This is a genomic window from Gordonia sp. 11cp, from assembly GCF_057767225.1.
This window is the reverse complement of sequence record NZ_CM173437.1, coordinates 1,818,467-1,838,492: the sequence shown is the minus strand read 5'-3', so window position 1 is coordinate 1,838,492 and position 20,026 is coordinate 1,818,467. Positions and strand designations below refer to the sequence as shown.

Sequence of the window (20,026 nt, the reverse complement as noted above, 5' to 3'; positions counted from 1 at the left end):
TGTCACGTGCCCCGGCCCCGGCGGTGCACTTCACTCAGTGTGTCGCGTACCGGTCCCCGGGTGTTAGCCCTGGCCGGAGATTAGGGGGAAAGTCCCGACACCCCCACCCGTGCGGCGGGACGAGCACCGATCCCCCGGTCGGATCCCCTATGCCGCCGACCAGACCCCCCTCCGCCACAGGACTGGGGATTTGCCCCGATGTCGTCGCGCGCCGAAGTCCATACGGTCGAACTCGACACGGGATCGAACTCCGATCTCCCCGACGCAAGGAACGACGCCATGCCGACCAACGCGGTACTCGACTTCATCCTCGGTCTGCTTCGCGACGAGGAATCCTTCAACGCCTACTGCGGCAACCCCCAGGCCGCCATCGACCGTGCCGGACTCACCGGCATCACCCCGGCCGACGTCTCCGCGGCGGCCCCGCTGGTGGCGGATGCCGGTCTGGCCGGCGGAGCCGCCGGTGGACTCGGCGCGATCATCGGTGCCGGCGGTGGAGCAGTCGGCGGCGCAGTCGGCGGCGGCGTGGTCGGCGGAGGCGTGGCCGGCGGCGGTATCGGTCTGGGCGGCCTGAACCTCGGCGACATCAACCTCGGCGGTGGCGACGTCGACTTCGGTGATGTGAACATCGGCGGGCTCGATCTCGGCGGCCTCGGCGTGGGTGGACTCGACCTGGGCGGAATCGCTCTGGGCGACATCGACTTCGGCGGCCTCCTCGGAGGCATCGGGCTGGGAGACATCGACCTCTCCGGTCTGTCCCTGGCCGATCTCGACCTCGGCGGTATCGCATTCGGTGACCTCGACCTCGCCGGCCAGCTGGCCGTCGCACTGGGTGCGGCGCTGGCGGCCGGTGTCGGCGCCGGCGGCGCGATCGCAGCACAGTTCGGTGCGGCACTCGGAGCCGCACTCGAGACGATCGTCGACGGCGGACTCGAGCTCGGCGCGGGCATCGGCCCGGTCATCGCCGGATCGCTGGCCGGTGCGATCGGCGCCGAAGGCGCTCTGGTCGCGCAGCTCGGTGCGTCGCTCGACGCGCTCCTCGCCGCAGGTGCCGACCTCGGCCTGGGACTCGGCGGCGGCCTCGCCGCACAGCTGTCCGCGGCACTCGGCGTGGGTGGCGAACTCGCCGGCTCCTTCGGTGCGACGCTGGGCGGTCTGCTCGGTGCCACGATCGGCGCGGGCGGCGCACTCGGTGCCGACCTCGCAGCCGCGCTCGGTGCCGGCCTCGGGGCCGGCGGCGCACTCTCGGCGGTCCTCACCGGCGCACTCGGCCTCGGTGCCGAGCTGTCCGGAGATCTGACCGCGGCTCTCACCTCCACTCTCGACGTCGCCGGCGACCTCTCCGCGACGCTGTCGGGTCTGCTCGACGCGCAGGCCATCGCCGATCTGTCCGGCGAACTCGGCGCCACGCTCAGCGGCGCCCTCAGCTCGACCCTGGCCGCGGGCGGTACGGCCGCCGCGTCCCTCGGCACCGCACTGGGTGTCGCCCTGACCTCGACGGCAGCAGCGACCGGCGGCCTGGTCCTGACCGGCGCGGCCGGTGCGAACGCCGTGCTCGGTGGCGCCTTGACCGCCGCACTCGGTGTCGGCGGCGGCGCTCAGGCCGGTCTCGCCGCGGCGCTCGAATCCGTTCTCGAAGCCGGCGGGATCGTCGACGTCGAGGCACTGCTCGAAGCGGGCGGCGACCTCGGCACGACGCTCGCGGGCGCCCTGGCCGCCGGCCTCGAGGTCGGTGGCGAGGCTGCTGCCGATCTCGGAGCGGCACTGGGCGGCACCCTGGCCGCGGCCCTCGAAGGTGGCCTGGCAGCCGACCTGACCGCAGGCCTCGGCGGCGCCCTCGAGACCGGACTCGGTCTCGGTGGTGCACTCGGAGCCGGGGTCGGTGGCGCACTGGACGCAGGCCTGGGGCTCGGTGCCGGACTGGGCGCCGGCCTCGGTGGCGCGGTCGAGGGCGCACTTGGCGGCGGCCTCGGGGTCGTGGGCGGTCTCGGCACCGAACTCGGTGCCGCACTCAACGGTCTGCTGTCGGCCGGCGCAGGCCTCGACACCGCGCTGAGCACCGTGCTCTCCGGCGTCCTGGGTGCTGCCGCGGGTGCCGACCTGGGGGCAGCCCTGGGCGGTGCGCTCGAGCTGGGCGGCGTTCTCGGTGCCGACCTCACGGGTCTGCTCGAGGGCGGCCTGGCCACCGACCTGGCCGCGCAACTGGGCGCGATCGTCGGCGGTGGCGGCGACCTCGCAGCCGGACTCGGGGCCACCCTGGGCGGCGTGCTGGGCGCGACCACCGGCATCGAGGGCATCCTCGACGCCGCGGCCGGCGCCGGCCTGAACCTCGGCGAACTGCTGGCCGCGGATCTGGGTGGTGCTCTCGGCGTCGACGGCGCACTGATCGCGCAGCTCGGTGGGGCGCTGGACGCCGCGCTCGACGCCGGCGCAGGACTCGGCCTGGTGACCGAGACCGCAGCCGACCTCAGCGGGACCCTCGAGGCCGTGCTGGCAGCCGGCGGCGATGTCGGCGCCGACCTCGGCGCGTCACTCGGTGCCGTCCTCGGGACCGCGTTGAGCGGGGAACTCGGTGGTTCGCTCGCCGGCCAGCTGACGGCCGGAGCGGACCTCCCCGCGGCGCTCAGCACCGTTCTCAGCACCGCGCTCGACGTGGATCTGTCGGCCACCGACGGCCTCGTCGCCACCCTGGACTCGACCCTGGAGGCCACCGGTGGCCTCGGCGGCGCGCTGACCGGTGAACTCGAGGCGATCATCAACCCGAGCCTCATCCTCTCCCCCGAGGGCACCATCACCGTCGGCGGCCCGATCCTGGTCACCGAATCACTCGGCGGCACGGTCGTCGACAGCCTCACCGGCAACCTGGGCGCCGGGACCCTGGCCGGCCTGGGCACCGTGGCCGAGACCGGCACGGACCTGGTCGCCGGACTGGACACCACCCTGGAGGGCGGACTCGCCGGCACCCTGGAGACCGGTCTCGGTATCGGCGACGCCGCGCTGGGAGCCACCGCCGGTCCGGTGCTCGACGGAGCCCTGGGTCTCGACACCGGCGCCGGCCTCGGCGGCGGACTGGGTGGGGATCTCGGCCTGGGTGGCGACCTGGGCCTGGGCGGCGCGCTCGACACCGAGCTGCCGGCAGACGTCACCGCGGAGCTGACCAACGCGATCTCCGGCACCGCCGGCGGGGCGGTCGACGCGGTCGGCGAGACCGCGGGTTCGCTCGAGACCGGGATCGGCGGCGCACTCGACACGACCGTCGGCGGCACCCTCGACACGACGACGGACATCGTCGGCGGGGTGGCCGGTGGACTCACCGGTGGCGCGGTCGCCGGTGGCGGAGTCGACGCGGGTGGCGGAGTCGACGCGGGTGGCGGTGCCGGTGCGGTGGGCGGCCTCGACCTCGGCGGCGCGACCGACACCGACGCCGGACTCGGCGGCGCACTCGACACGACCGTCGGCGGCGTGGCCGACACGACCGCCGGTCTCACCGGCGGATTGACCGGGGGCCTCACCGGAGGCCTGACCGGTGGCCTCGGTGGCGACACAGACACCGGGATCGGCGTCGACACCCCGGACGCCGGACCCGAGGCCGACTGACCCCTTCAGGTCGGCAACCCGCCCCGGGACCGCCCATCGCTCCAGCAACCCTGGACGTGGGCCGGCCCCGGGGCGGTCCTCGTCCGCGTCCCGTCAACCGGCCCGACCGCGGTCGCACCGACCGGCCACATGCGAAAGCCCGGCCGATGCCGACCGGACGCGCCGACTCACCGCTACCGTGAGGACACCATGACGACTCCACCCGCCGAACCGCCTCGGGTCGGCCGGCACGCCGCCGGTCGGGACGCCCAGGACCCCGCCCCGGCCCGGACACCGCCGACCCCGGCCACACCGGCTCGATCAGCACATGCCGCCGTCCCGTCCCGGACGTCTCCGCCCGCGACGACGCCACCGGCCCACTCACGTCCGGCGGGAACGACACAGTCGCCCAGCACCATCGGCGACCTGCTGGCCACGATGTCCGAGGTGGCCCGGGAGGCCGGTCGCAACGATCTCGTCAGCCGGCTCGACGGCGCGCGCACCCGGATCACCGACCCCCGGCTGCGGATCGTCGTGGTGGGTCAGCTCAAACAGGGCAAGAGTTCGTTCGTCAACGCGCTGCTCAACCTCGACGTGTGCTCGGTCGGCGACGACGAGACGACCGCGGTCCCGACCGTCATCTCACACGCCCCGCAGCCGGCGGCTCATCTGATCGTCGACGGCCCGTCGACAGACAACCGCATCCCGGTGCCGATGGACGCCATCGCCGGCATCACCCCCGACTCCCCGCTCGCCGGAGGCCGCGAGGTCCTTCGCCTCGAGATCGAGGCACCCGGCCCGCTGCTGGCCGACGGCCTGGTCCTCGTGGACACCCCCGGCGTCGGCGGCCACGGGCACCCGTATGCCGCAGCAACATTGGGCATGGTCGCGGCGGCCGACGCAGTGCTCGTGGTGTCCGATGCCAGTCAGGAGTTCACCGCACCGGAGATGTCGTTCCTCCAGCAGGTGGCCGGGCTGTGCCCGACGATCGCGTGCCTGATCACGAAAACCGACCTGTATCCGCACTGGCGGGCCATCGTCGACGCCGACCGGGCGCATCTGCAGACCGCGGGCCTCGACATCCCGCTGCTCCCGGTCTCGTCTGTGCTCCGTGCCCACGCGCTGCGCCTCGGCGACGAGAAACTCAATGCGGAGGCCGGATTCCTCGAGCTGTACCGCTATCTGCGCGAGCGCGTGGTGGCGACCGCCCGGCAGGCGACCCGCACCACCGTCGCCACCGACCTGCGCGTCGTCAGTGAACATCTCGCCCTCACGCTGAGCAGCGAGCTCGCCGCCCTGCGTGATCCGGAGACCGCCGGCCGCGCCGTCGGAGCCCTCCGGGAGGCCAAGTCCGACGCCGAGGCCATGCGCCGGCAGTCCGCCCAGTGGCAACAGACGCTGGCCGACGGGATCGCCGACCTCGCCGCCGACATCGACCACGACCTGCGGGACCGTCTCCGCGCGGTGACCCGGGAAGCCGAACGGGCGATCGACGAGGGCGATCCGGGGGTCGACTGGGAACAGTTGAGCGACTGGCTGGCCGACCAGACCGCGGCGGTCGTCGGCGACAACTTCGTCTGGGCGCACGAGCGGTCGGTGTGGCTCGCCGAGAGAGTCGCCGACCACTTCGCGGCCGCCGGTCAGAACTCGCTCCCCGACATCGACGTCGCGGACCTCACCGGCGTTCTCGACTCCGTCGCCGAACTCGCCGAACTCGACAGCGGCAGAGTCGGTGTCGCCCAGAAGCTGCTGATCGGCATGCGCGGCTCGTACGGCGGTGTGCTGATGTTCGGGCTCATCTCGACGATGGTCGGCATGGCGCTGATCAACCCGGTGTCCGTCGGCGCCGGGTTGCTGCTCGGCACCAAGGCCTACCGGGACGACAAGGAGGCCAAGGTTCTCGAGCGCCGCGCCAAGGCGAAGGTCGCCGTCCGCTCGTTCACCGACGACGTCAGTTTCCAGGTCGGCAAGGAGTCCCGCGACCGGTTGCGGGTCATCCAGCGGGTCCTCCGCGACCACTTCAGCTCGGTGGCCGAACAGACCGCCCGGTCGATCTCGGAATCCCTCAGTGCCGCACAGTCTGCCGCGACCCTCGCCGATTCGGAGCGATCCGGGCGGGTCGCCGAACTCGAGTCCCGGCTCACCGCGGTGGCCGCCCTGCGCAAGGCCGCCGATCACCTCGACCCCGACGACCCCGCCACGGAGCTCCCCCGCCGATGACCGACATCGCCCGCGTCCGAGCACTTCTCGAGGCCACCCGCACCGCCCTCGCCGACGACCCGCGTGCACAGGCCGAACTCGACGTGTGCGCACACCGGTTGTACCAGCCGGTGCGGGTCGCGCTGGCCGGCTCGCTCAAGGCGGGGAAGTCGACTCTGCTGAATGCCCTTGTCGGACAGGACATCGCCCCCACCGATGCCACCGAGTGCACGCGGGTCGTCACCTGGTACCGCAACGGCCGGTCGCCGTCGGTCACCGCCCACGTCGACGACGGCCGCGCGGTCGGCATCCCGGTCACCCGGATCGACGGCCGGCTCGGCTTCGATTTCGGGCGCCTCACCGCCGAACGCGTCGACCACCTGGACGTCGAATGGCCGGCACGGGCGCTGCAGTCGACGACCATCGTCGACACCCCGGGCACGGCGTCGCTCTCGACCGAGCTGTCCGCGTCCACGCTTCGGCTCCTCACCCCCGACGACGGCCTGTCCGGCGTCGACGCCGTCGTCTACCTCCTGCGTTCACTGACCGCCACCGACACGACGATGCTGCGTCGTATCGGGTCCGCCATCGGCGGCTCGTCGGGTCCGCTCGGCGTGATCGGCGTCGTGTCCCGGGCCGACGAACTCGGCGCGGGCCGGATGGACGCGATGATCTCGGCGCATCAGATCGCCGGGCGGTTCGCCGGTGAGCTCGAACGCACCGGGCTCTGCCAGGCGGTCGTCCCGGTCGCGGGACTCCTGGCCCTCGCCGCCCGCACGATGCGGGAGGTCGAGTTCCGCGCGCTGGCACAGCTGGCGTCGACCCCGGGACCCGACCTCGAGGCGGCATTGCTGACCATGGACAGGTTCTCCCGGCCCGACATCCTGCCCGACATCCCGGCGGACCTGCGTCGTTCGCTGGCCGAACGCTTCGGCGCCTTCGGGATCCGGATGGCGGTCACGCTCATCCGCTTCGGCGCCACCTCGTCGTCAGCGCTGGCCGCCGAGCTCGTCGAGCGCAGCGGACTCTCCGAGTTGGGTGCCATCATCGACACCCAGTTCGGACAGCGCGCGGACCAGCTCAAATCCCATTCCGCTCTGGTGACGATGGATCATCTGCTGGCCGCGTCACCGTCGGCGGGAGCCCGCGACGTCCGCGCCTCGGTCCGTCGGGAACTCGCCGACGTGCACGGGTTCCGCGAATTGCGCCTGCTCAGCACCATCCGGGCCGGTGGCGTCGACCTGCCCCCCGACCAGACCGCCGAGGTCACCCGACTCATCGGCGGTTCGGGTATCGACCCCGCGGCCCGGCTCGGGCTGCCACCGACCGCCGATGTGTACACGCTGCGAGACGCCGCCATCGACTCCGCGCGTGTCTGGCGGGCACGTGCCGGCCACCCGCTCCTACCGCCGTCCTCGGCGTCGGCGTGTCAGGTGGCGGTGCGCAGCGCGGAGGGCATCGTCGCGCAACTGGGCGCGGCCGTCCAGGCCGGCGGCAACGGCGGGTTCAGCGCAGGGATGCCGTGACCGACCGGCTGTAGGAGAACCCGGTGGCGATCACCGCGACGAGTGCCGCGGCCGCCGGAATCCATTGTGCGAGAACCGGAAATCCTACATCGGCGAGAGCGGTCGCGGACGGACTCACCGTGAGGTGAAACGCCCCCGCGCCGGCCACGGCGACGACTGCCCCGACGGTCAGGATGGTCCGGCCGGACCGTCGGCTGTCCCAGAGCCGGGCAGATCCGTACAGGCCCAGGACCGCCACGATCCCGGCGATGACCGCGCCGACCATCAGCGAGATGTCGACAGCGCGTGCGGCGTCGGTTCCGCTGTCCGGATTGGCCCGAACCAGGTCTGCGGCCAGGGTGGCCCGAATGTCGTTGAGGGACAGCAGTGTCAGTCCGACTGTCACCACCACCAGGGCCACCGAGATCAGCCAGCCGAGAATCACATACCGGATGGCGGGGGCGCGGCCGACCGGCCGTTGCGGGCGCATCGGTGTGACGGCGACGCGCGGGCGGGGCGGTGGGGAGGCGTCGGCGTTCGACATTCCTCGATGGTAGTGCCCATGTGGGTTGCCACTCCCCGAACTCGACGCACCTCGTGTCTCGTCCCTATCGTTTCTCGTCCACATCGGCCGGTGTCCCCCGATCGGTGGAGGTGCGGTTCAACCCCTCCATCACCCGGTCAGCGGAAACCACACACCGCCCCCGGCGAGCACAGTCATTGGTGTCACCGAAACAACCCCACCACCACACCGGGAGCACACCATGAAGACCACCACCCGCATCGCCACCGCCACCCTCGGACTCGCCGCCGCCACCGGCATCGCCCTCGGCGCCGCCGGAGCAGCCCACGCCGGCACCCTGCCCATCACCCGCCCCGGCGAACCCACCGTCGCCATGACCATCACCAACCACACCGACAAGCCCGAATACCTCCAAGGCGCCAACGCCGACGGCGGCCAATGGGTCAACGCACCCCAACACATCCTCTACCCCGGCGCCACCGAAACCATCACCGCCACAGCCCCCTACAACAACCACCTCGACGTCAACGCCATCTACCGCATCGGACTGTTCGGCCCCACCGCCAACTACCAACTCACCAACCACCCCCACAACGTCAACACCGACATGACCACCATCTGGGGACCACACGCCCAGAACTACTGGATCAACCCACACATCGACACCGGCTACCCCCAGGTCAACGTCGGCTTCGACCAGTGGTGAGACGCTGCGGAACGCAGAATGCGTCATACGTATCGGCTTCCGATACGTATGACGCATTCTGTGTGGGCCGGCTAGGGGCCGGCGGTGGCCCCCGTCAGCGGCGGGGACGCCGCCAGGACCTCGTTCTCCTCGTCGGTGAAAGTCCTTGCACGCGAGAGGAAACGGACCCCTTCCGGTGCTTCGAGGCTGAATCCGGCGCCACGACCCTTCACGACGTCGAGGATCAGCTGGGTGTGCTTCCACAGCTCGAACTGGTCGCCGTTGATCCAGACCCTGACGGCCGGAATGGGTTCGGGGAGTTCGATCTCGCCGACCAGCACATCCCGCTGGCCCACGCGGTACTCCCCGACCGGGTAACACATCGGGGCCGAGCCGTCACAGCACCCACCGGACTGGTGGATCATGAGGCCGCCGTGCAGCTCCGACAACTTGGTCAGGAGCTGCACGGCGGAGTCTGTGGCGACCACGCGATCAGGAACACTCTGCTCGGCGGTCATCTCGCTTCACTCTCTGTCGTCGTGCGTGGACCCTTCGTGACGCTCGCAAGCTCGCTCCTCAGGGAGCGGGATGAAGCCGAAGCGCTACCCCCAGCTCCCCGGGGAGCGGGTCTGCGGGCGTCTTCTCTCCGCTCCCTGAGGTGCGAGGAGCGTTAGCGACGAGCCTCGAAGGGTCAGAAGAAACCCTTGGCACTCTGAGCGTATCCGACCAGGAGGTTCTTGGTCTGCTGGTAGTGCTCGAGCATCATCAGGTGGTTCTCGCGGCCGATACCGGACTGCTTGTAACCGCCGAAGGCGGCGTGTGCCGGGTAGTCGTGATAGGTGTTCGTCCAGACGCGGCCGGCCTGGATCTCGCGGCCCGCGCGGTATGCGGTCGCACCGTCGCGGCTCCAGACACCGGCGCCGAGTCCGTAGAGCGTGTCGTTGGCGATGTGCATGGCGTCGGCGAAGTCCTTGAAGGTGGTGACCGCAAGGACCGGACCGAAGATCTCTTCCTGGAAGATGCGCATCTTGTTGTTGCCCTGGAAGACAGTCGGTTTGATGTAGAAGCCGCCGGCCAGGTCGCCGTCGAGCTCGGCCGCCTCGCCGCCGATCAGCACCTCGGCGCCCTCGTCCCTGCCGATGGCGAGGTAGGAGGAGATCTTCTCGAACTGATCGTTGGAGGCCTGCGCGCCCATCATCGTGTCGGTGTCGAGGGGGTTGCCCTGCTTGATCTTTCCGACGCGGTCGACGGCCTTGGCGATGAACTCGTCGTAGATGTCCTGCTGGATCAGCGCGCGACTGGGGCAGGTGCACACCTCACCCTGGTTGAGCGCGAACATCGAGAAGCCCTCCAGCGCACGGTCGAGGAACCCGTCGTCGGCGGACATCACGTCGTTGAAGAAGATGTTGGGGCTCTTGCCACCGAGTTCGAGGGTGACCGGGATCAGGTTCTCCGACGCGTACTGCATGATGAGCCGGCCGGTCGTGGTCTCACCGGTGAACGCGATCTTGCGGATGCGGTTGCTCGACGCGAGCGGCTTGCCCGCCTCGACACCGAATCCGTTGACCACGTTCAGGACTCCGGCGGGGAGCAGGTCGCTGATCAGGCTGACCAGGTACAGGATCGACGCGGGTGTCTGCTCGGCGGGCTTGAGCACGACCGCGTTGCCCGCGGCGAGGGCGGGGGCAAGTTTCCACACGGCCATCAGGATCGGGAAGTTCCAGGGGATGATCTGGCCGACGACGCCGAGCGGCTCGTGGAAGTGGTAGGCGACGGTGTCCTCGTCGACCTCGGAGATCGAGCCCTCCTGGGCGCGCAGCGCGCCGGCGAAGTAGCGGAAGTGGTCGACGGCCAGCGGGAGGTCGGCGGCGAGGGTCTCGCGGACGGCCTTGCCGTTGTCCCAGGTCTCGGCGACAGCCAGCTTCTCGAGGTTCTCCTCCATGCGGTCGGCGATGCGGAGCAGGGCCAGCGAGCGCTCGGCGACGGGGGTCTTGCCCCACCCGGGTGCGGCCTTGTGCGCGGCGTCGAGCGCGAGGTCGATGTCCTCGGCCGTCGAACGCGCGACCTCGCAGAACACCTTGCCGTCGACCGGCGACGGGTTCTCGAAGTACTGCCCCTTCACCGGCGGGGTCCACTGTCCGCCGATCCAGTTGTCGTAACGAGACTCGTAGCTCATCACCGATCCGTCGGCACCCGGCTTTGCGAAGACGGTCATGGTTGCTCCTTGCGTGTGGGCCTCAGCGTGAGGACGCTCTGCGGATGTCACACAGGACACCGAGGGCGTCCGTTGTGATCTGTTCCACACCTTAGGAGCGCGGTGGTTGCACGAGCGTTGCAACGTTGATTCCCCTGCCAGGCCGCCAGGGGCTCGCCGACGGAACCGTGCACCCCGCCCGGCGATCGGGCTCGGCCGGCGGGTTGCAGCCTTCAGGCCCCGTACCGCTTGTCGAGGAGCCGGATGCGTCCACCCACGACGGCGCGGTCGGGATCGCCGACGGGCAGGCGGTGTTCGAGGCGACGCCACGCCGCCAGGTCGTCGCGTCCGTGCGTCGACGAGGTCCACCGGCGCAGGGCTGCTATGTCGCCGGTCGCGAAGAGACGCGACCGCAGGTCCTCTCGCAGTTCCTCGAAGATCTCGACGATCCCCGGTGCACTCGATTCGGCGAGCAGCCCGCCGCGGCCGAGGTCGTCGACGACCGACACGAGGTCCGACCCCGACGCGATACGCGACCGGAGGGCATCGACGTCGGAGGTGATGTCGAGGGTGAGCCGGTAGGGCCGGCTGGCGACGACGTCGGCGCCGAGATCGCGGCGGAGCCGGGAGATCTCGGCCCGCACGGTCACCGGGTCGACTCCGTCCTCGGCCAGCTTCAGTGCGAGTTGCTCGGTGTTCAGTCCCTCGGGAAAGGCTTGCAGCAGAACGAGTATCTCCGCATGCCGACGCGACAAGGTGCGGGCGCCCGATCCGTCGGCGGTGCGGTGCCAGCGTCCCGAACCGTCGCCGAGGACGGTGAGATGCGCTGCGGCCCGGGACCCGAGAGCCGGTTCGAAAGTGGACGGGTCGGCGAGGTCGACGGCGCCCGCCCGCAGTTCACGCTCGACGGCCGCGACCACCGACCGGACGGCTGCCAGCGCGAACGGCGCCGCGACCTCACGCCCGCCGGTCACGTCGACGACACCGATCACGTGCCCGGTCAGCGGATCGTGCACGGGGGCTGCCGCGCAACTCCACTCCTGCACCGGCCCGGCGAAGTGTTCGGGTCCGACGACCTGCACGCCCCGATCGACGGCCAGCGCGAGGCCGGGGGCGTTGGTGCCGACCACCTCCTCGCTCCACACCGAGCCCTCGACGAAGTTGATGTGCCCGGCACGGTCACGGGCGGCGGTGTCGCCCTCGATCCACAGCAGCCGTCCGGCCTGGTCGGTCAGCGCGACGACGACCCCGGTGTCGGCGATCGCGTCGACCATCAGCGATTGCACCAGCGGCCGGACCGCGGTGATGGGGTGGGCGGCTCGATAGGCGGCGAACTCGTCGGGCGACATCGCGGACGCACGATCGCCGTCCGGCGCTGCCTCGCTCGGGTCGACGCCCCTGGTCAGCGACCTCGCCCACGACTCGCGGACGATCGAACGGACCGCATCCGCCGGTGGGTTGACACCGGAGAGGAAGTCCTCGTACGCCCGGCGGATGCGCGTGGCCACCGTAGCCGCGTCAGTCATGCACCCTCCGTCGATTGCCCGATATGTCGTCGATTCTGCCTGCACCGATGTGATCTCGGCAACATTCGACCAGCTTGTCGCCGTCGATCGGTGCACGACCCTACGGTCAGCTTCCGGGCCCGGCCTGGGAGAACCGGGCCGAGAACGTCCGCGGGGTCATGCCGGTGACGGTCTTGAAGTCACGCACGAAGTGCGCCTCGTCGGCGTAGGACAGATCCGCCGCGAGCGAGGCGAGGGTCCCCGACCGTTCTCGCAGTCGCTCGGCCGCCTCGTGCAGACGACGACGCTGGATCAGCCATTTGGGGGTCAGGCCGAGGCGCCGCCGCGTCAGCCGCTGCAGGCTGCGTTCGGTGAGGTGGAAACGCTCGCAGATCTGCGCGACCGCCGTGACGGTCGAGTCGGTCTCGACGTACTCCACGATCGCGTTGATCAGCCGGCCGTCGTCGTCGAGCGGGAGATAGGACCGCAGCCAGTCCTCGACCCGGTCGGTCGCGGCGCGCTGGGTCTCCTCGAGCCCGGGTTCGACGGCCATCGCCGACCGCACCGACCGCTCGAGATCGCTGCCGCGCCGGCCGAAGACCTCGGACAGTTCCGCGTGCCGATCCGTCCACTCGCCGACGTCGCCGGTCAACAACCCCCCGGCACCCGGCGTCAGCATGACCCCGACCGCCCAGCCGCCACCCGTCAGCACCGTCTCCGACAAGCCGGTCACCACGCCGTAGAAGCGGGCGTAGGTGTTGCTCACGACGATGAGGCACACGGGGTACTGCAGCACGCGCTGCGGCGCCTCCGCCCCGGGCGGCACCCACCACACCGGAACCCAGAAACGACGCACCAGGTCGGCGAGATCGGGGCTCGGCGTCCACCGTCCGATGCGATAACTCGCGTCCGATGGGTCGACGAGGTGTGCGCGCTCGACGTCGTCGAGCCGCGCCCGCCCCGGATTGTCGGGTTTCATCAATCACCGTCCCGTGGTCTCGCGGTTGACTCTCATCATGACCGCAATCAACGACACCTCACCATTGCTCGACCACTACGCCCGCCTCGCCGACGGATTCGCCGCCGTCCTCGACGCCGCACCCGCGGACACCTGGACCGAGAACTCCCCGTGCGAGGGATGGACCGGCCGCGACGTCGTCGGCCACGTCATCGACACCCAGCGCGAGTTCTTCGCGCGCCACGACGTCGATCTCGGGCCCGCACCCTCGCTCGACGACCCCGCCGCAGCCTGGCACACCCATCGCGACACCGTCGCGGGTCTGCTCGCCGACCCGGCCGTCGGCGACCGCGCCTTCGACGGCCACTTCGGACCGACCACCATCGGCGAGACCCTCATCCGCTTCTACGGTTTCGACATGATCGCCCATCGCTGGGACATCGCCCGTGCCGCCGGGACAGAGCATCGTTTCACCGACGACGAACTGTCCGAGATGGAGACGGCCGTCGAGGGTTTCGGTGACGCGCTCTATTCCGAAGGAGTGTGTCGCAAGGTCGAGATCCCCGCCGGCGCCGACCGTCAGACCACCCTCCTCGCGCGCCTGGGTCGCGTCGCGACCTGACAACCGGCTCTCCCGATCCGAAAGGAGCGCGTAACCCTTGCTCCCTGAGGTGCGAGGAGCGATAGCGACGAGCCACGAAGGGTCATCGCAACCCGACTCACCAAGACCCTTCGTGACGCTCGCAAGCTCGCTCCTCAGGGAGCAGGGGGTGAGCCGCAAGCTCGCCCCTCAGGGAGCGGAGTGACGCTCGCAAGCTCGCACCCCAGGGAGCAAGCGGGGCAGCGGAACTCAGGGAATCCAGCCGTTGTGCCGCGGGTAGCGTGCGCGCAGGTGGCCGTAGACGTAGGTGCTGACGAGGAGCGCGGCACCGGTCGCGATCGACGGCCAGAGGAACTCGTTGTCGAGCGACCCACGGACCGCCGCGACGGCCCAGCCGATCACGAGCAGCACGAGCGCGATGGTCGCCAGGATGCGGATGACGAGCACGACGGTGGCCAGCACCGCCCACAACGCCTCGCGCGCACGCCCCGCCCGTCCACCCACCAGGTCATCGTAGTGTCGCGCCGACCCGCAGGCAGTGCTCCTGCGTCTCGCATTTGTGCCCATCGACCCGCACCGCATGGACAATGGAGGAATGAAGACCATCCTCAACGTCATCTGGCTCCTGCTGTGCGGACTGTGGATGGCGATCGGCTACGTCGTCGCGGGCATCATCTGCTGCATCCTGATCATCACCATCCCGTTCGGCATCGCGTCGTTCCGGATGGCGAGCTACGCGCTCTGGCCCTTCGGCCGAACCGTCGTCCGCAAGCCGACCGCGGGCGTGGCGTCGATGATCGGCAACATCATCTGGATCATCGTGGCCGGCCTGTGGCTCGCGATCGGTCACATCACGACCGGCCTGGCCATGTGCCTGACCATCATCGGCATCCCGCTCGGTATCGCGAGTTTCAAGATGGTGCCGGTGTCGCTGCTGCCGCTGGGCGCCGAGATCGTCCCGACCGATCAGCAGATGCCAGGTGGTACGCCGGTGCGGATGTGACCGACCGAACGCCGCGCTGACCTCCCCGGACCCATCCGACGCGCCGTCGGATCCGAACAGCGGGCATGACACTCACGACCGGCCCCGACGAGGGGCCGAGATCCATCGCCGTGATCGGCAGTGGAGTTGCGGGCCTGACCGCCGCCCACGTCCTGTCCACGCAGGCGACGGTGACCCTGTTCGAGGCGGATTCGCGACTCGGTGGTCATGCGCACACGCATCTGCTCGACCTGCCGTCCGGTCCGCTGGCCGTCGACTCGGGCTTCATCGTCCACAACGACCGCACCTATCCGACGCTGATCCGGTTGTTCGACGAGCTGGGTGTGGCCACCCTCGACACCGACATGTCGATGTCGGTGTCGTCGACGGTCACCGGCCTCGAGTACGCGGGCGCGCTCGGGGCGTCGGGACTGTTCCCGACTCCGCGCAATCTCACCCGTGGGCGCTACCTGGTGATGCTCGGCGAGGTCGTGCGGTTCCATCGCGCGGCACGTCGCGTGCTCGACGATCCGCGAGCCGACGTGCCTCTCGCACACTTCGTCGAGCGCGAGGGCTTCTCCGAGTACTTCCGCGACAACTTCCTGCTGCCACTGGTGGCCGCGGTGTGGTCGTGCGATGAGCAGACCGCGGCGGACTATCCCGCGCGCTACCTGTTCGCGTTCCTCGAGCATCACGGCATGCTCACCGTTTTCGGTTCGCCCACCTGGCGAACGGTGGCCGGCGGGTCGATCCGCTACGTCGAGGCGGTCGCCGACGGAATCGTCGCACGTGGTGGGCGGATTCGTCGTGGTTCGCCCGTCCGGCATCTTGCGGCCACCGATGCGGGCGTCGAGGTCGGCGTCGGCCAGCTTCCGGTCGAGATGTTCGACGCCGCGGTCGTCGCCACCCATCCGCACCAGGCGTTGTCGATGCTGGCCGCTCCGACGCCCCAGCAGCGCGAAGTCCTGAGCGCGATCCAGTACCTGCCGAAACCTGCTGTGCTGCACTCGGACACCTCGCTGATGCCACGGGCCCGTCGGGCATGGGCGTCGTGGAACTACCAGATCCGCAACGATTCGTCGGCGTCCGAGGTCGCGGTCACCTACGACCTGACCCGGCTGATGCGTCTACCCGACACCGCGCCGCGGATGCTCGTCACCCTTGGTCGGACGGACCTCGTGGACCCGTCGACGGTGCACGCCGAGATGCAGTACGAGCACCCGATCTACACCACCGAATCCGTTGCCGCGCAGTCCCGCTTGGCCGACATCGGGACCGATCGGCTGGCTTTCGCCGGCGCCTACCACGGGTGGGGCTTCCACGAGGACGGCGCGGCGTCGGGCGCCCGTGCGGCCGCGCGGCTCGGGGTGAGCTGGGAGCAGACCACCCCGCCGGTGCCGGCATGAGCACCGCGCCGACGGAAAGACCCCTTTCCACGACGACCGCGCCGGTCCTGCCGGCACTCGTCGACGCCGAGATCGGGCACTCGCGGATCACGCCGCTGCGACACGCGTTCACCTACCGGACCACGTCGTGGCTCATCGACCTCGATGCCCTCCCCACGCTGCCGCGCGCGTTGCGTCCGTTCGCCCGCTTCCGCCCCGACGACCACTTTCCCGAGCCCGCCACTCCCGGTGCGACACTTCGGGATCGGCTGGACGCGCACCTGCGTGGGGCGGGCGTCGAGCCACCGGCCGGGCGGGTGACCGCGTTGCTGTCACCGCGAGTGGCCGGTTATGTGTTCAATCCGCTGAGCGTCTTCTGGTGCCACGACGCCGGCGGCCGGCTCGTCTACGTCGTCGCCGAGGTCCACAACACCTATGGGCAGCGGCACTGCTACGTCGTGCACACCGACGCCGCCGGCCGGGCCGACGTGGACAAGGAGTTCTACGTCTCGCCGTTCAACCCGGTGGACGGCCGATACCGCCTCTGGCTGCCCGAGCCGGCCGGGCGGCGCGTCGCGCTGTCGGTAACCCTCGAACGTCCCGGCCACCGCCCGTTCGTCGCGTCCCTGTCGGGTACGACGACCCCCGCGACACCCCGGTCCGTCCTGTCCGCGCAGCTGCGAACGCCCCTGGCGCCCATCGTCGTCGCCGCGCGGATCCGCCGTCACGGAATCGCCCTATGGGCGCGCCGTCTGCCCCTTGTCCCCCGACCCGACCACCCCGTTTCCACCACCATCGCACTTGAGGAGAAGGTTCGATGAGCATCCCCATCCGCCATCCCGGCCTGCCCGACCACGCGTCCGTGGACAGCACACGCTGGCCCGACGTCGCCGCCCCGCCCGTGGGACGAACGGTGTCCACGCGCGCCCGGGCCGCCGAGCATCTGTTCCGCCGGGCCACCGACCGTCTCGACATCCGGATCGAATACCCGGATGGCGCTCTCGGAGGACTCCGTCACTCCGTCGTGCAGCCGCGGATGATCGTCCGCCGCCCCGACGCACTCTGGCGCCGGATCGGGTCCGGGGGACTCATCGGATTCGGCGAGGCGTTCATGGCCGGCGACTGGACCACCGACGACCTCGTCGGCGTCCTGACCGCCTTCGCCGAACGCCCCGGCGATCTCGTCCCGCGGCCGCTGCAGTGGTTGCGGGCCGCCGCGCTCCCGAAACATCCACTGTCCGAGCACAACACGGCTGCGAACACGCGCCGCAACATCGCCCGGCACTACGACCTGTCGAACGATCTGTTCGCGTCCTTCCTCGACGACACGATGAGCTACTCGAGCGCTCTGTTCGACCAGCCGCTGCGGGGTTCGGACCGGCCCGCATGGTCCGACCTCGCCACCGCACAGCATCGGAAGATCGACCGGCTCCTCGACCTCGCCGGAGTCGGGCCCGGCACCCGGCTGCTCGAGATCGGCACCGGATGGGGAGAACTGTGCCTGCGCGCCGCGGCGCGCGGCGCCACCGTCCGATCGGTGACCCTGTCCTCCGAGCAACGCGACCTCGCACGAACGAGGGTCGAGGCAGCCGGCCACGCCGACCGCGTGCAGATCGACCTGCTCGACTATCGCCAGGTCGACGGTACCTACGACGCGGTGGTGTCGGTCGAGATGATCGAGGCCGTCGGCCAGAGGTACTGGCCGGCCTATTTCCAGACCATCGATCGGGTCCTCGCACCGGGAGGACGCGTCGCCATCCAGGCGATCACGATGCCCCACGACCGGCTCATGGCCTCTCGCAACACCTACACCTGGGTGCACAAGTACATCTTCCCGGGCGGACAACTGACGTCGATTCCCGGTCTGCGAGCGGTCGCCGCCGGCTCCACCTCCCTACGCCTCACCGAGACCGGTGCCATGGGCCGGCACTACGCGGAGACGCTCCGACTGTGGCGCGAACGCTTCCGCGGCAACGCCGACGAGGTGCTGCGCCTCGGCTTCGACCAGACCTTCCTGCGGATGTGGCAGTTCTATCTCGCGTACTCCGAGGCGGGCTTCCGGTCCGGGTACCTCGACGTCCACCAGCTCCTCTTCACCCGCGAAGTCGCCGGCACTGGTGACGGTCCGACGGGCCGGTCACCGCGATGACCGGATGGTCCGGCTTCCTCACGATCACGGTGGCGAGCCTGGTGTTCCTCGCGGTACTGCAGGCCACCACCTTCGCCGTCGGTCACCGCATCGGCCGCTACAACGTCGTCGATGTCGCCTGGGGGCTCGGATTCGTCGGCGTGGCCTGGCTGGGTCTGCTGCTCGGCGGCGGTGACCCGCTGCGCAACTGGCTGCTCGCCGTCCTCGTCACGGTGTGGGGCGTGCGGTTGTCGTGGCACATGCACGCCAAGTCCACGGGCAAGGGCGAGGATCCGCGATACGTGGACCTGCTGGAACGATCCGGTGGTACCGGCCTCGGTACCGTCGCGCGCAAGATCTTCGGAGTCCAGGGGGCGTCGCAATGGTTCGTCTCGCTACCGCTGCAGGTGTCGGCGGTGACCGAGTCCGCCGGCCTCCTGCCGGTGATGATCCTGGGCACGCTGGTGTGGGTGCTCGGCGTGTCCTTCGAGGCGGTCGGCGACGCGCAGTTGCGCGCGTTCAAGGCCGACCAGTCGAACCGGGGCACGATCATGGACCGGGGTCTGTGGGCGTGGACGCGGCACCCCAACTACTTCGGCGACTCGTGCGTCTGGTGGGGGCTCTGGCTCATCGTCGCGAGTGCGTGGCCGGGCGTGCTCACGGTGCTGTCGCCGCTCGCGATGACCTACTTCCTGGTCTACGCCACCGGTGCCCGCCTGCTCGAGAAGTCGATGAGCCGACGGCCCGGATACCGCGAGTACCAGCAGCGCACGTCATACTTCTTGCCGCGGCCCCCTCGTCCCCGGACGCACGCGGGCACGTGACACCCGCCCACCGGCGGGCGAGCCCGGTGGACCACCCATTCAGGTCGACGACGACGGCAGGAGGTACGTGATGACCGACCATCTCGATCCCGACGCTGCCGAGTTGTTGGAGATGGCCCCGCTCGTCGCGCTCGATGCACTGTCCGACGACGAACTGCGAGACGTCCAGACTCGGGTCGCGGCGGCGCCGCAGGATCTCCGCACCCTGTTCGACAAGCAGGTCCGCGCGACGCGCGAGGCGATGGCCGCGATCAGCAAGACCACCGCGACCCCGCCCCCGCCGACACTGCGCGACCGCATCCTCTCCGCCGCGCGTGCCGATGCCGGTCTCGATGGGCCGGACACCACGGAACCGCACGCCGACCCGTCCGCCGGCGCGGGGAACCCCGAGACGTCCGACCAGCCGCCCACACCCGGGCCCGCTGCCCGGGAATCTGCTGTCCCACAGCAGGATTCCACGTCGATCGCCGCCGAGTCCGAACAGGAAGACCGACGACCACGACGCCGCTGGACGTATCTCGCCGCCGCGGCGGTACTCGCCGTCGCCATCGGCGCCGCCGGGTGGGTCATCGGACAGTCGAGTTCGCCGGAACCGGAGGTGCGGCCGCTGGCCTCACCCGCCGAGCAGGTCTTCTCCGCGGAAGACCTACGGTCGACGGGAGGTCCGGTCGCGACCGGGAAGGTCACCGTCTATCTCGCGAAGTCGGCGGACACCGGTGTGCTGGTGATGGATTCGGTCCCGCCGCCCCAGCCGGGGACCGTCTATCAGATGTGGCTCATCGGGCCGGACGGTCCGCGCTCGGCGGGCACGATGACCGACAAGGACGTCGAACCGGTCACCACCGCCGTCCTGTCCGGGATCAACTCCGCCTCGACCCTCGCGTTCACCGTGGAACCGCCCGGTGGTTCGGACCGACCCACCACCACCCCGGTCGCACAGTTGTCGCTGATCTGACGAAAC

Annotated in this window: 17 protein-coding genes; 11 read left to right on the top strand and 6 right to left on the bottom strand. The window is 70.4% G+C overall.

Annotated elements, in window-relative coordinates; genetic code table 11:
• The first annotated feature begins 279 nt into the window (after positions 1-279).
• The 3 genes from AC3B6C_RS08130 (at position 280) to AC3B6C_RS08120 (ending at position 7,301) form a co-directional block, all read left to right on the top strand.
• Positions 280-3,597, top strand: coding sequence for an IniB N-terminal domain-containing protein (locus AC3B6C_RS08130; protein WP_488375627.1), 3,318 nt, complete (start codon positions 280-282; stop codon positions 3,595-3,597).
• 189 nt (positions 3,598-3,786) lie between these two features.
• Positions 3,787-5,796, top strand: coding sequence for a dynamin family protein (locus AC3B6C_RS08125; protein WP_488375626.1), 2,010 nt, complete (start codon positions 3,787-3,789; stop codon positions 5,794-5,796).
• The gene (locus AC3B6C_RS08120) at positions 5,793-7,301 is read left to right on the top strand and encodes a dynamin family protein (RefSeq protein ID WP_010844916.1); all 1,509 of its coding nucleotides are present in this window, start codon (positions 5,793-5,795) and stop codon (positions 7,299-7,301) included. Before AC3B6C_RS08125 ends, AC3B6C_RS08120 begins: the two co-directional genes overlap by 4 nt.
• Here the strand turns inward: AC3B6C_RS08120 and AC3B6C_RS08115 are convergent.
• On the bottom strand, positions 7,282-7,824 hold the full coding sequence (locus tag AC3B6C_RS08115) for a hypothetical protein (protein WP_488375625.1): 543 nt from the start codon (positions 7,822-7,824) through the stop codon (positions 7,282-7,284). The two genes, AC3B6C_RS08120 and AC3B6C_RS08115, sit on opposite strands and share 20 nt — an antisense overlap.
• 220 nt (positions 7,825-8,044) lie before the next feature.
• On the opposite strand from AC3B6C_RS08115, the gene AC3B6C_RS08110 reads away from it, so the two are divergent.
• Positions 8,045-8,509 (top strand): hypothetical protein, encoded by a 465-nt coding sequence (locus AC3B6C_RS08110; RefSeq protein ID WP_488375624.1) that lies wholly within the window; start codon positions 8,045-8,047, stop codon positions 8,507-8,509.
• A 71-nt stretch (positions 8,510-8,580) separates the two neighbouring features.
• On the opposite strand, the gene AC3B6C_RS08105 is transcribed toward AC3B6C_RS08110, so the two are convergent.
• From AC3B6C_RS08105 to AC3B6C_RS08090, 4 genes are all read right to left on the bottom strand, one after another.
• Complete coding sequence (locus tag AC3B6C_RS08105) at positions 8,581-9,006, bottom strand: DUF779 domain-containing protein (RefSeq protein ID WP_010844677.1); 426 nt, start codon at positions 9,004-9,006, stop codon at positions 8,581-8,583.
• 173 nt (positions 9,007-9,179) lie between these two features.
• Entirely contained in the window at positions 9,180-10,703 is a 1,524-nt protein-coding gene (exaC, locus tag AC3B6C_RS08100) for an acetaldehyde dehydrogenase ExaC (protein WP_010844678.1), read from the bottom strand.
• Positions 10,704-10,915: 212 nt separating this feature from the next.
• Positions 10,916-12,208 carry a GAF domain-containing protein gene (locus AC3B6C_RS08095; RefSeq protein WP_488375623.1) on the bottom strand — a complete coding sequence of 431 codons (1,293 nt, stop codon included), beginning with the start codon at positions 12,206-12,208 and terminating at the stop codon, positions 10,916-10,918.
• Between the two features lie 106 nt (positions 12,209-12,314).
• A complete protein-coding gene (locus tag AC3B6C_RS08090) occupies positions 12,315-13,166 on the bottom strand; it encodes a helix-turn-helix domain-containing protein (protein WP_488375622.1) in 852 nt (283 codons plus the stop codon).
• A gap of 37 nt (positions 13,167-13,203) precedes the next feature.
• On the opposite strand from AC3B6C_RS08090, the gene AC3B6C_RS08085 reads away from it, so the two are divergent.
• Positions 13,204-13,767 carry a maleylpyruvate isomerase family mycothiol-dependent enzyme gene (locus AC3B6C_RS08085; RefSeq protein WP_488375621.1) on the top strand — a complete coding sequence of 188 codons (564 nt, stop codon included), beginning with the start codon at positions 13,204-13,206 and terminating at the stop codon, positions 13,765-13,767.
• A gap of 228 nt (positions 13,768-13,995) precedes the next feature.
• On the opposite strand, the gene AC3B6C_RS08080 is transcribed toward AC3B6C_RS08085, so the two are convergent.
• The gene (locus tag AC3B6C_RS08080) at positions 13,996-14,250 is read right to left on the bottom strand and encodes a hypothetical protein (RefSeq protein WP_488358479.1); all 255 of its coding nucleotides are present in this window, start codon (positions 14,248-14,250) and stop codon (positions 13,996-13,998) included.
• A gap of 91 nt (positions 14,251-14,341) precedes the next feature.
• On the opposite strand from AC3B6C_RS08080, the gene AC3B6C_RS08075 reads away from it, so the two are divergent.
• From AC3B6C_RS08075 to AC3B6C_RS08050, 6 genes are all read left to right on the top strand, one after another.
• Positions 14,342-14,749, top strand: coding sequence for a YccF domain-containing protein (locus AC3B6C_RS08075; protein ID WP_488375620.1), 408 nt, complete (start codon positions 14,342-14,344; stop codon positions 14,747-14,749).
• A 65-nt stretch (positions 14,750-14,814) separates the two neighbouring features.
• The gene (locus AC3B6C_RS08070) at positions 14,815-16,134 is read left to right on the top strand and encodes an NAD(P)/FAD-dependent oxidoreductase (RefSeq protein ID WP_488375619.1); all 1,320 of its coding nucleotides are present in this window, start codon (positions 14,815-14,817) and stop codon (positions 16,132-16,134) included.
• Positions 16,131-16,934, top strand: coding sequence for a DUF1365 domain-containing protein (locus AC3B6C_RS08065; RefSeq protein ID WP_488375618.1), 804 nt, complete (start codon positions 16,131-16,133; stop codon positions 16,932-16,934). The genes AC3B6C_RS08070 and AC3B6C_RS08065 overlap by 4 nt, the downstream gene beginning before the upstream one ends.
• Positions 16,931-18,262: a class I SAM-dependent methyltransferase gene (locus AC3B6C_RS08060; protein ID WP_010844686.1), complete on the top strand. Its 1,332-nt coding sequence runs from the start codon at positions 16,931-16,933 to the stop codon at positions 18,260-18,262. The genes AC3B6C_RS08065 and AC3B6C_RS08060 overlap by 4 nt, the downstream gene beginning before the upstream one ends.
• Positions 18,259-19,065 carry a DUF1295 domain-containing protein gene (locus tag AC3B6C_RS08055; RefSeq protein WP_488375617.1) on the top strand — a complete coding sequence of 269 codons (807 nt, stop codon included), beginning with the start codon at positions 18,259-18,261 and terminating at the stop codon, positions 19,063-19,065. The genes AC3B6C_RS08060 and AC3B6C_RS08055 overlap by 4 nt, the downstream gene beginning before the upstream one ends.
• A 70-nt stretch (positions 19,066-19,135) precedes the next feature.
• Positions 19,136-20,020 (top strand): anti-sigma factor, encoded by an 885-nt coding sequence (locus AC3B6C_RS08050; protein WP_488375616.1) that lies wholly within the window; start codon positions 19,136-19,138, stop codon positions 20,018-20,020.
• Positions 20,021-20,026 lie beyond the last annotated feature (6 nt).

Excerpts from the sequence above, each read along its gene's own strand:
- AC3B6C_RS08130 (WP_488375627.1), top strand. The coding sequence starts at position 280 with ATGCCGACCAACGCGGTACTCGACTTCATCCTCGGTCTGCTTCGCGAC.
- AC3B6C_RS08125 (WP_488375626.1), top strand. The coding sequence starts at position 3,787 with ATGACGACTCCACCCGCCGAACCGCCTCGGGTCGGCCGGCACGCCGCC.
- AC3B6C_RS08120 (WP_010844916.1), top strand. The coding sequence starts at position 5,793 with ATGACCGACATCGCCCGCGTCCGAGCACTTCTCGAGGCCACCCGCACC.
- AC3B6C_RS08115 (WP_488375625.1), bottom strand. The coding sequence starts at position 7,824 with ATGTCGAACGCCGACGCCTCCCCACCGCCCCGCCCGCGCGTCGCCGTC.
- AC3B6C_RS08110 (WP_488375624.1), top strand. The coding sequence starts at position 8,045 with ATGAAGACCACCACCCGCATCGCCACCGCCACCCTCGGACTCGCCGCC.
- AC3B6C_RS08105 (WP_010844677.1), bottom strand. The coding sequence starts at position 9,006 with ATGACCGCCGAGCAGAGTGTTCCTGATCGCGTGGTCGCCACAGACTCC.
- exaC (WP_010844678.1), bottom strand. The coding sequence starts at position 10,703 with ATGACCGTCTTCGCAAAGCCGGGTGCCGACGGATCGGTGATGAGCTAC.
- AC3B6C_RS08095 (WP_488375623.1), bottom strand. The coding sequence starts at position 12,208 with ATGACTGACGCGGCTACGGTGGCCACGCGCATCCGCCGGGCGTACGAG.
- AC3B6C_RS08090 (WP_488375622.1), bottom strand. The coding sequence starts at position 13,166 with ATGAAACCCGACAATCCGGGGCGGGCGCGGCTCGACGACGTCGAGCGC.
- AC3B6C_RS08085 (WP_488375621.1), top strand. The coding sequence starts at position 13,204 with ATGACCGCAATCAACGACACCTCACCATTGCTCGACCACTACGCCCGC.
- AC3B6C_RS08075 (WP_488375620.1), top strand. The coding sequence starts at position 14,342 with ATGAAGACCATCCTCAACGTCATCTGGCTCCTGCTGTGCGGACTGTGG.
- AC3B6C_RS08070 (WP_488375619.1), top strand. The coding sequence starts at position 14,815 with ATGACACTCACGACCGGCCCCGACGAGGGGCCGAGATCCATCGCCGTG.
- AC3B6C_RS08065 (WP_488375618.1), top strand. The coding sequence starts at position 16,131 with ATGAGCACCGCGCCGACGGAAAGACCCCTTTCCACGACGACCGCGCCG.
- AC3B6C_RS08060 (WP_010844686.1), top strand. The coding sequence starts at position 16,931 with ATGAGCATCCCCATCCGCCATCCCGGCCTGCCCGACCACGCGTCCGTG.
- AC3B6C_RS08055 (WP_488375617.1), top strand. The coding sequence starts at position 18,259 with ATGACCGGATGGTCCGGCTTCCTCACGATCACGGTGGCGAGCCTGGTG.
- AC3B6C_RS08050 (WP_488375616.1), top strand. The coding sequence starts at position 19,136 with ATGACCGACCATCTCGATCCCGACGCTGCCGAGTTGTTGGAGATGGCC.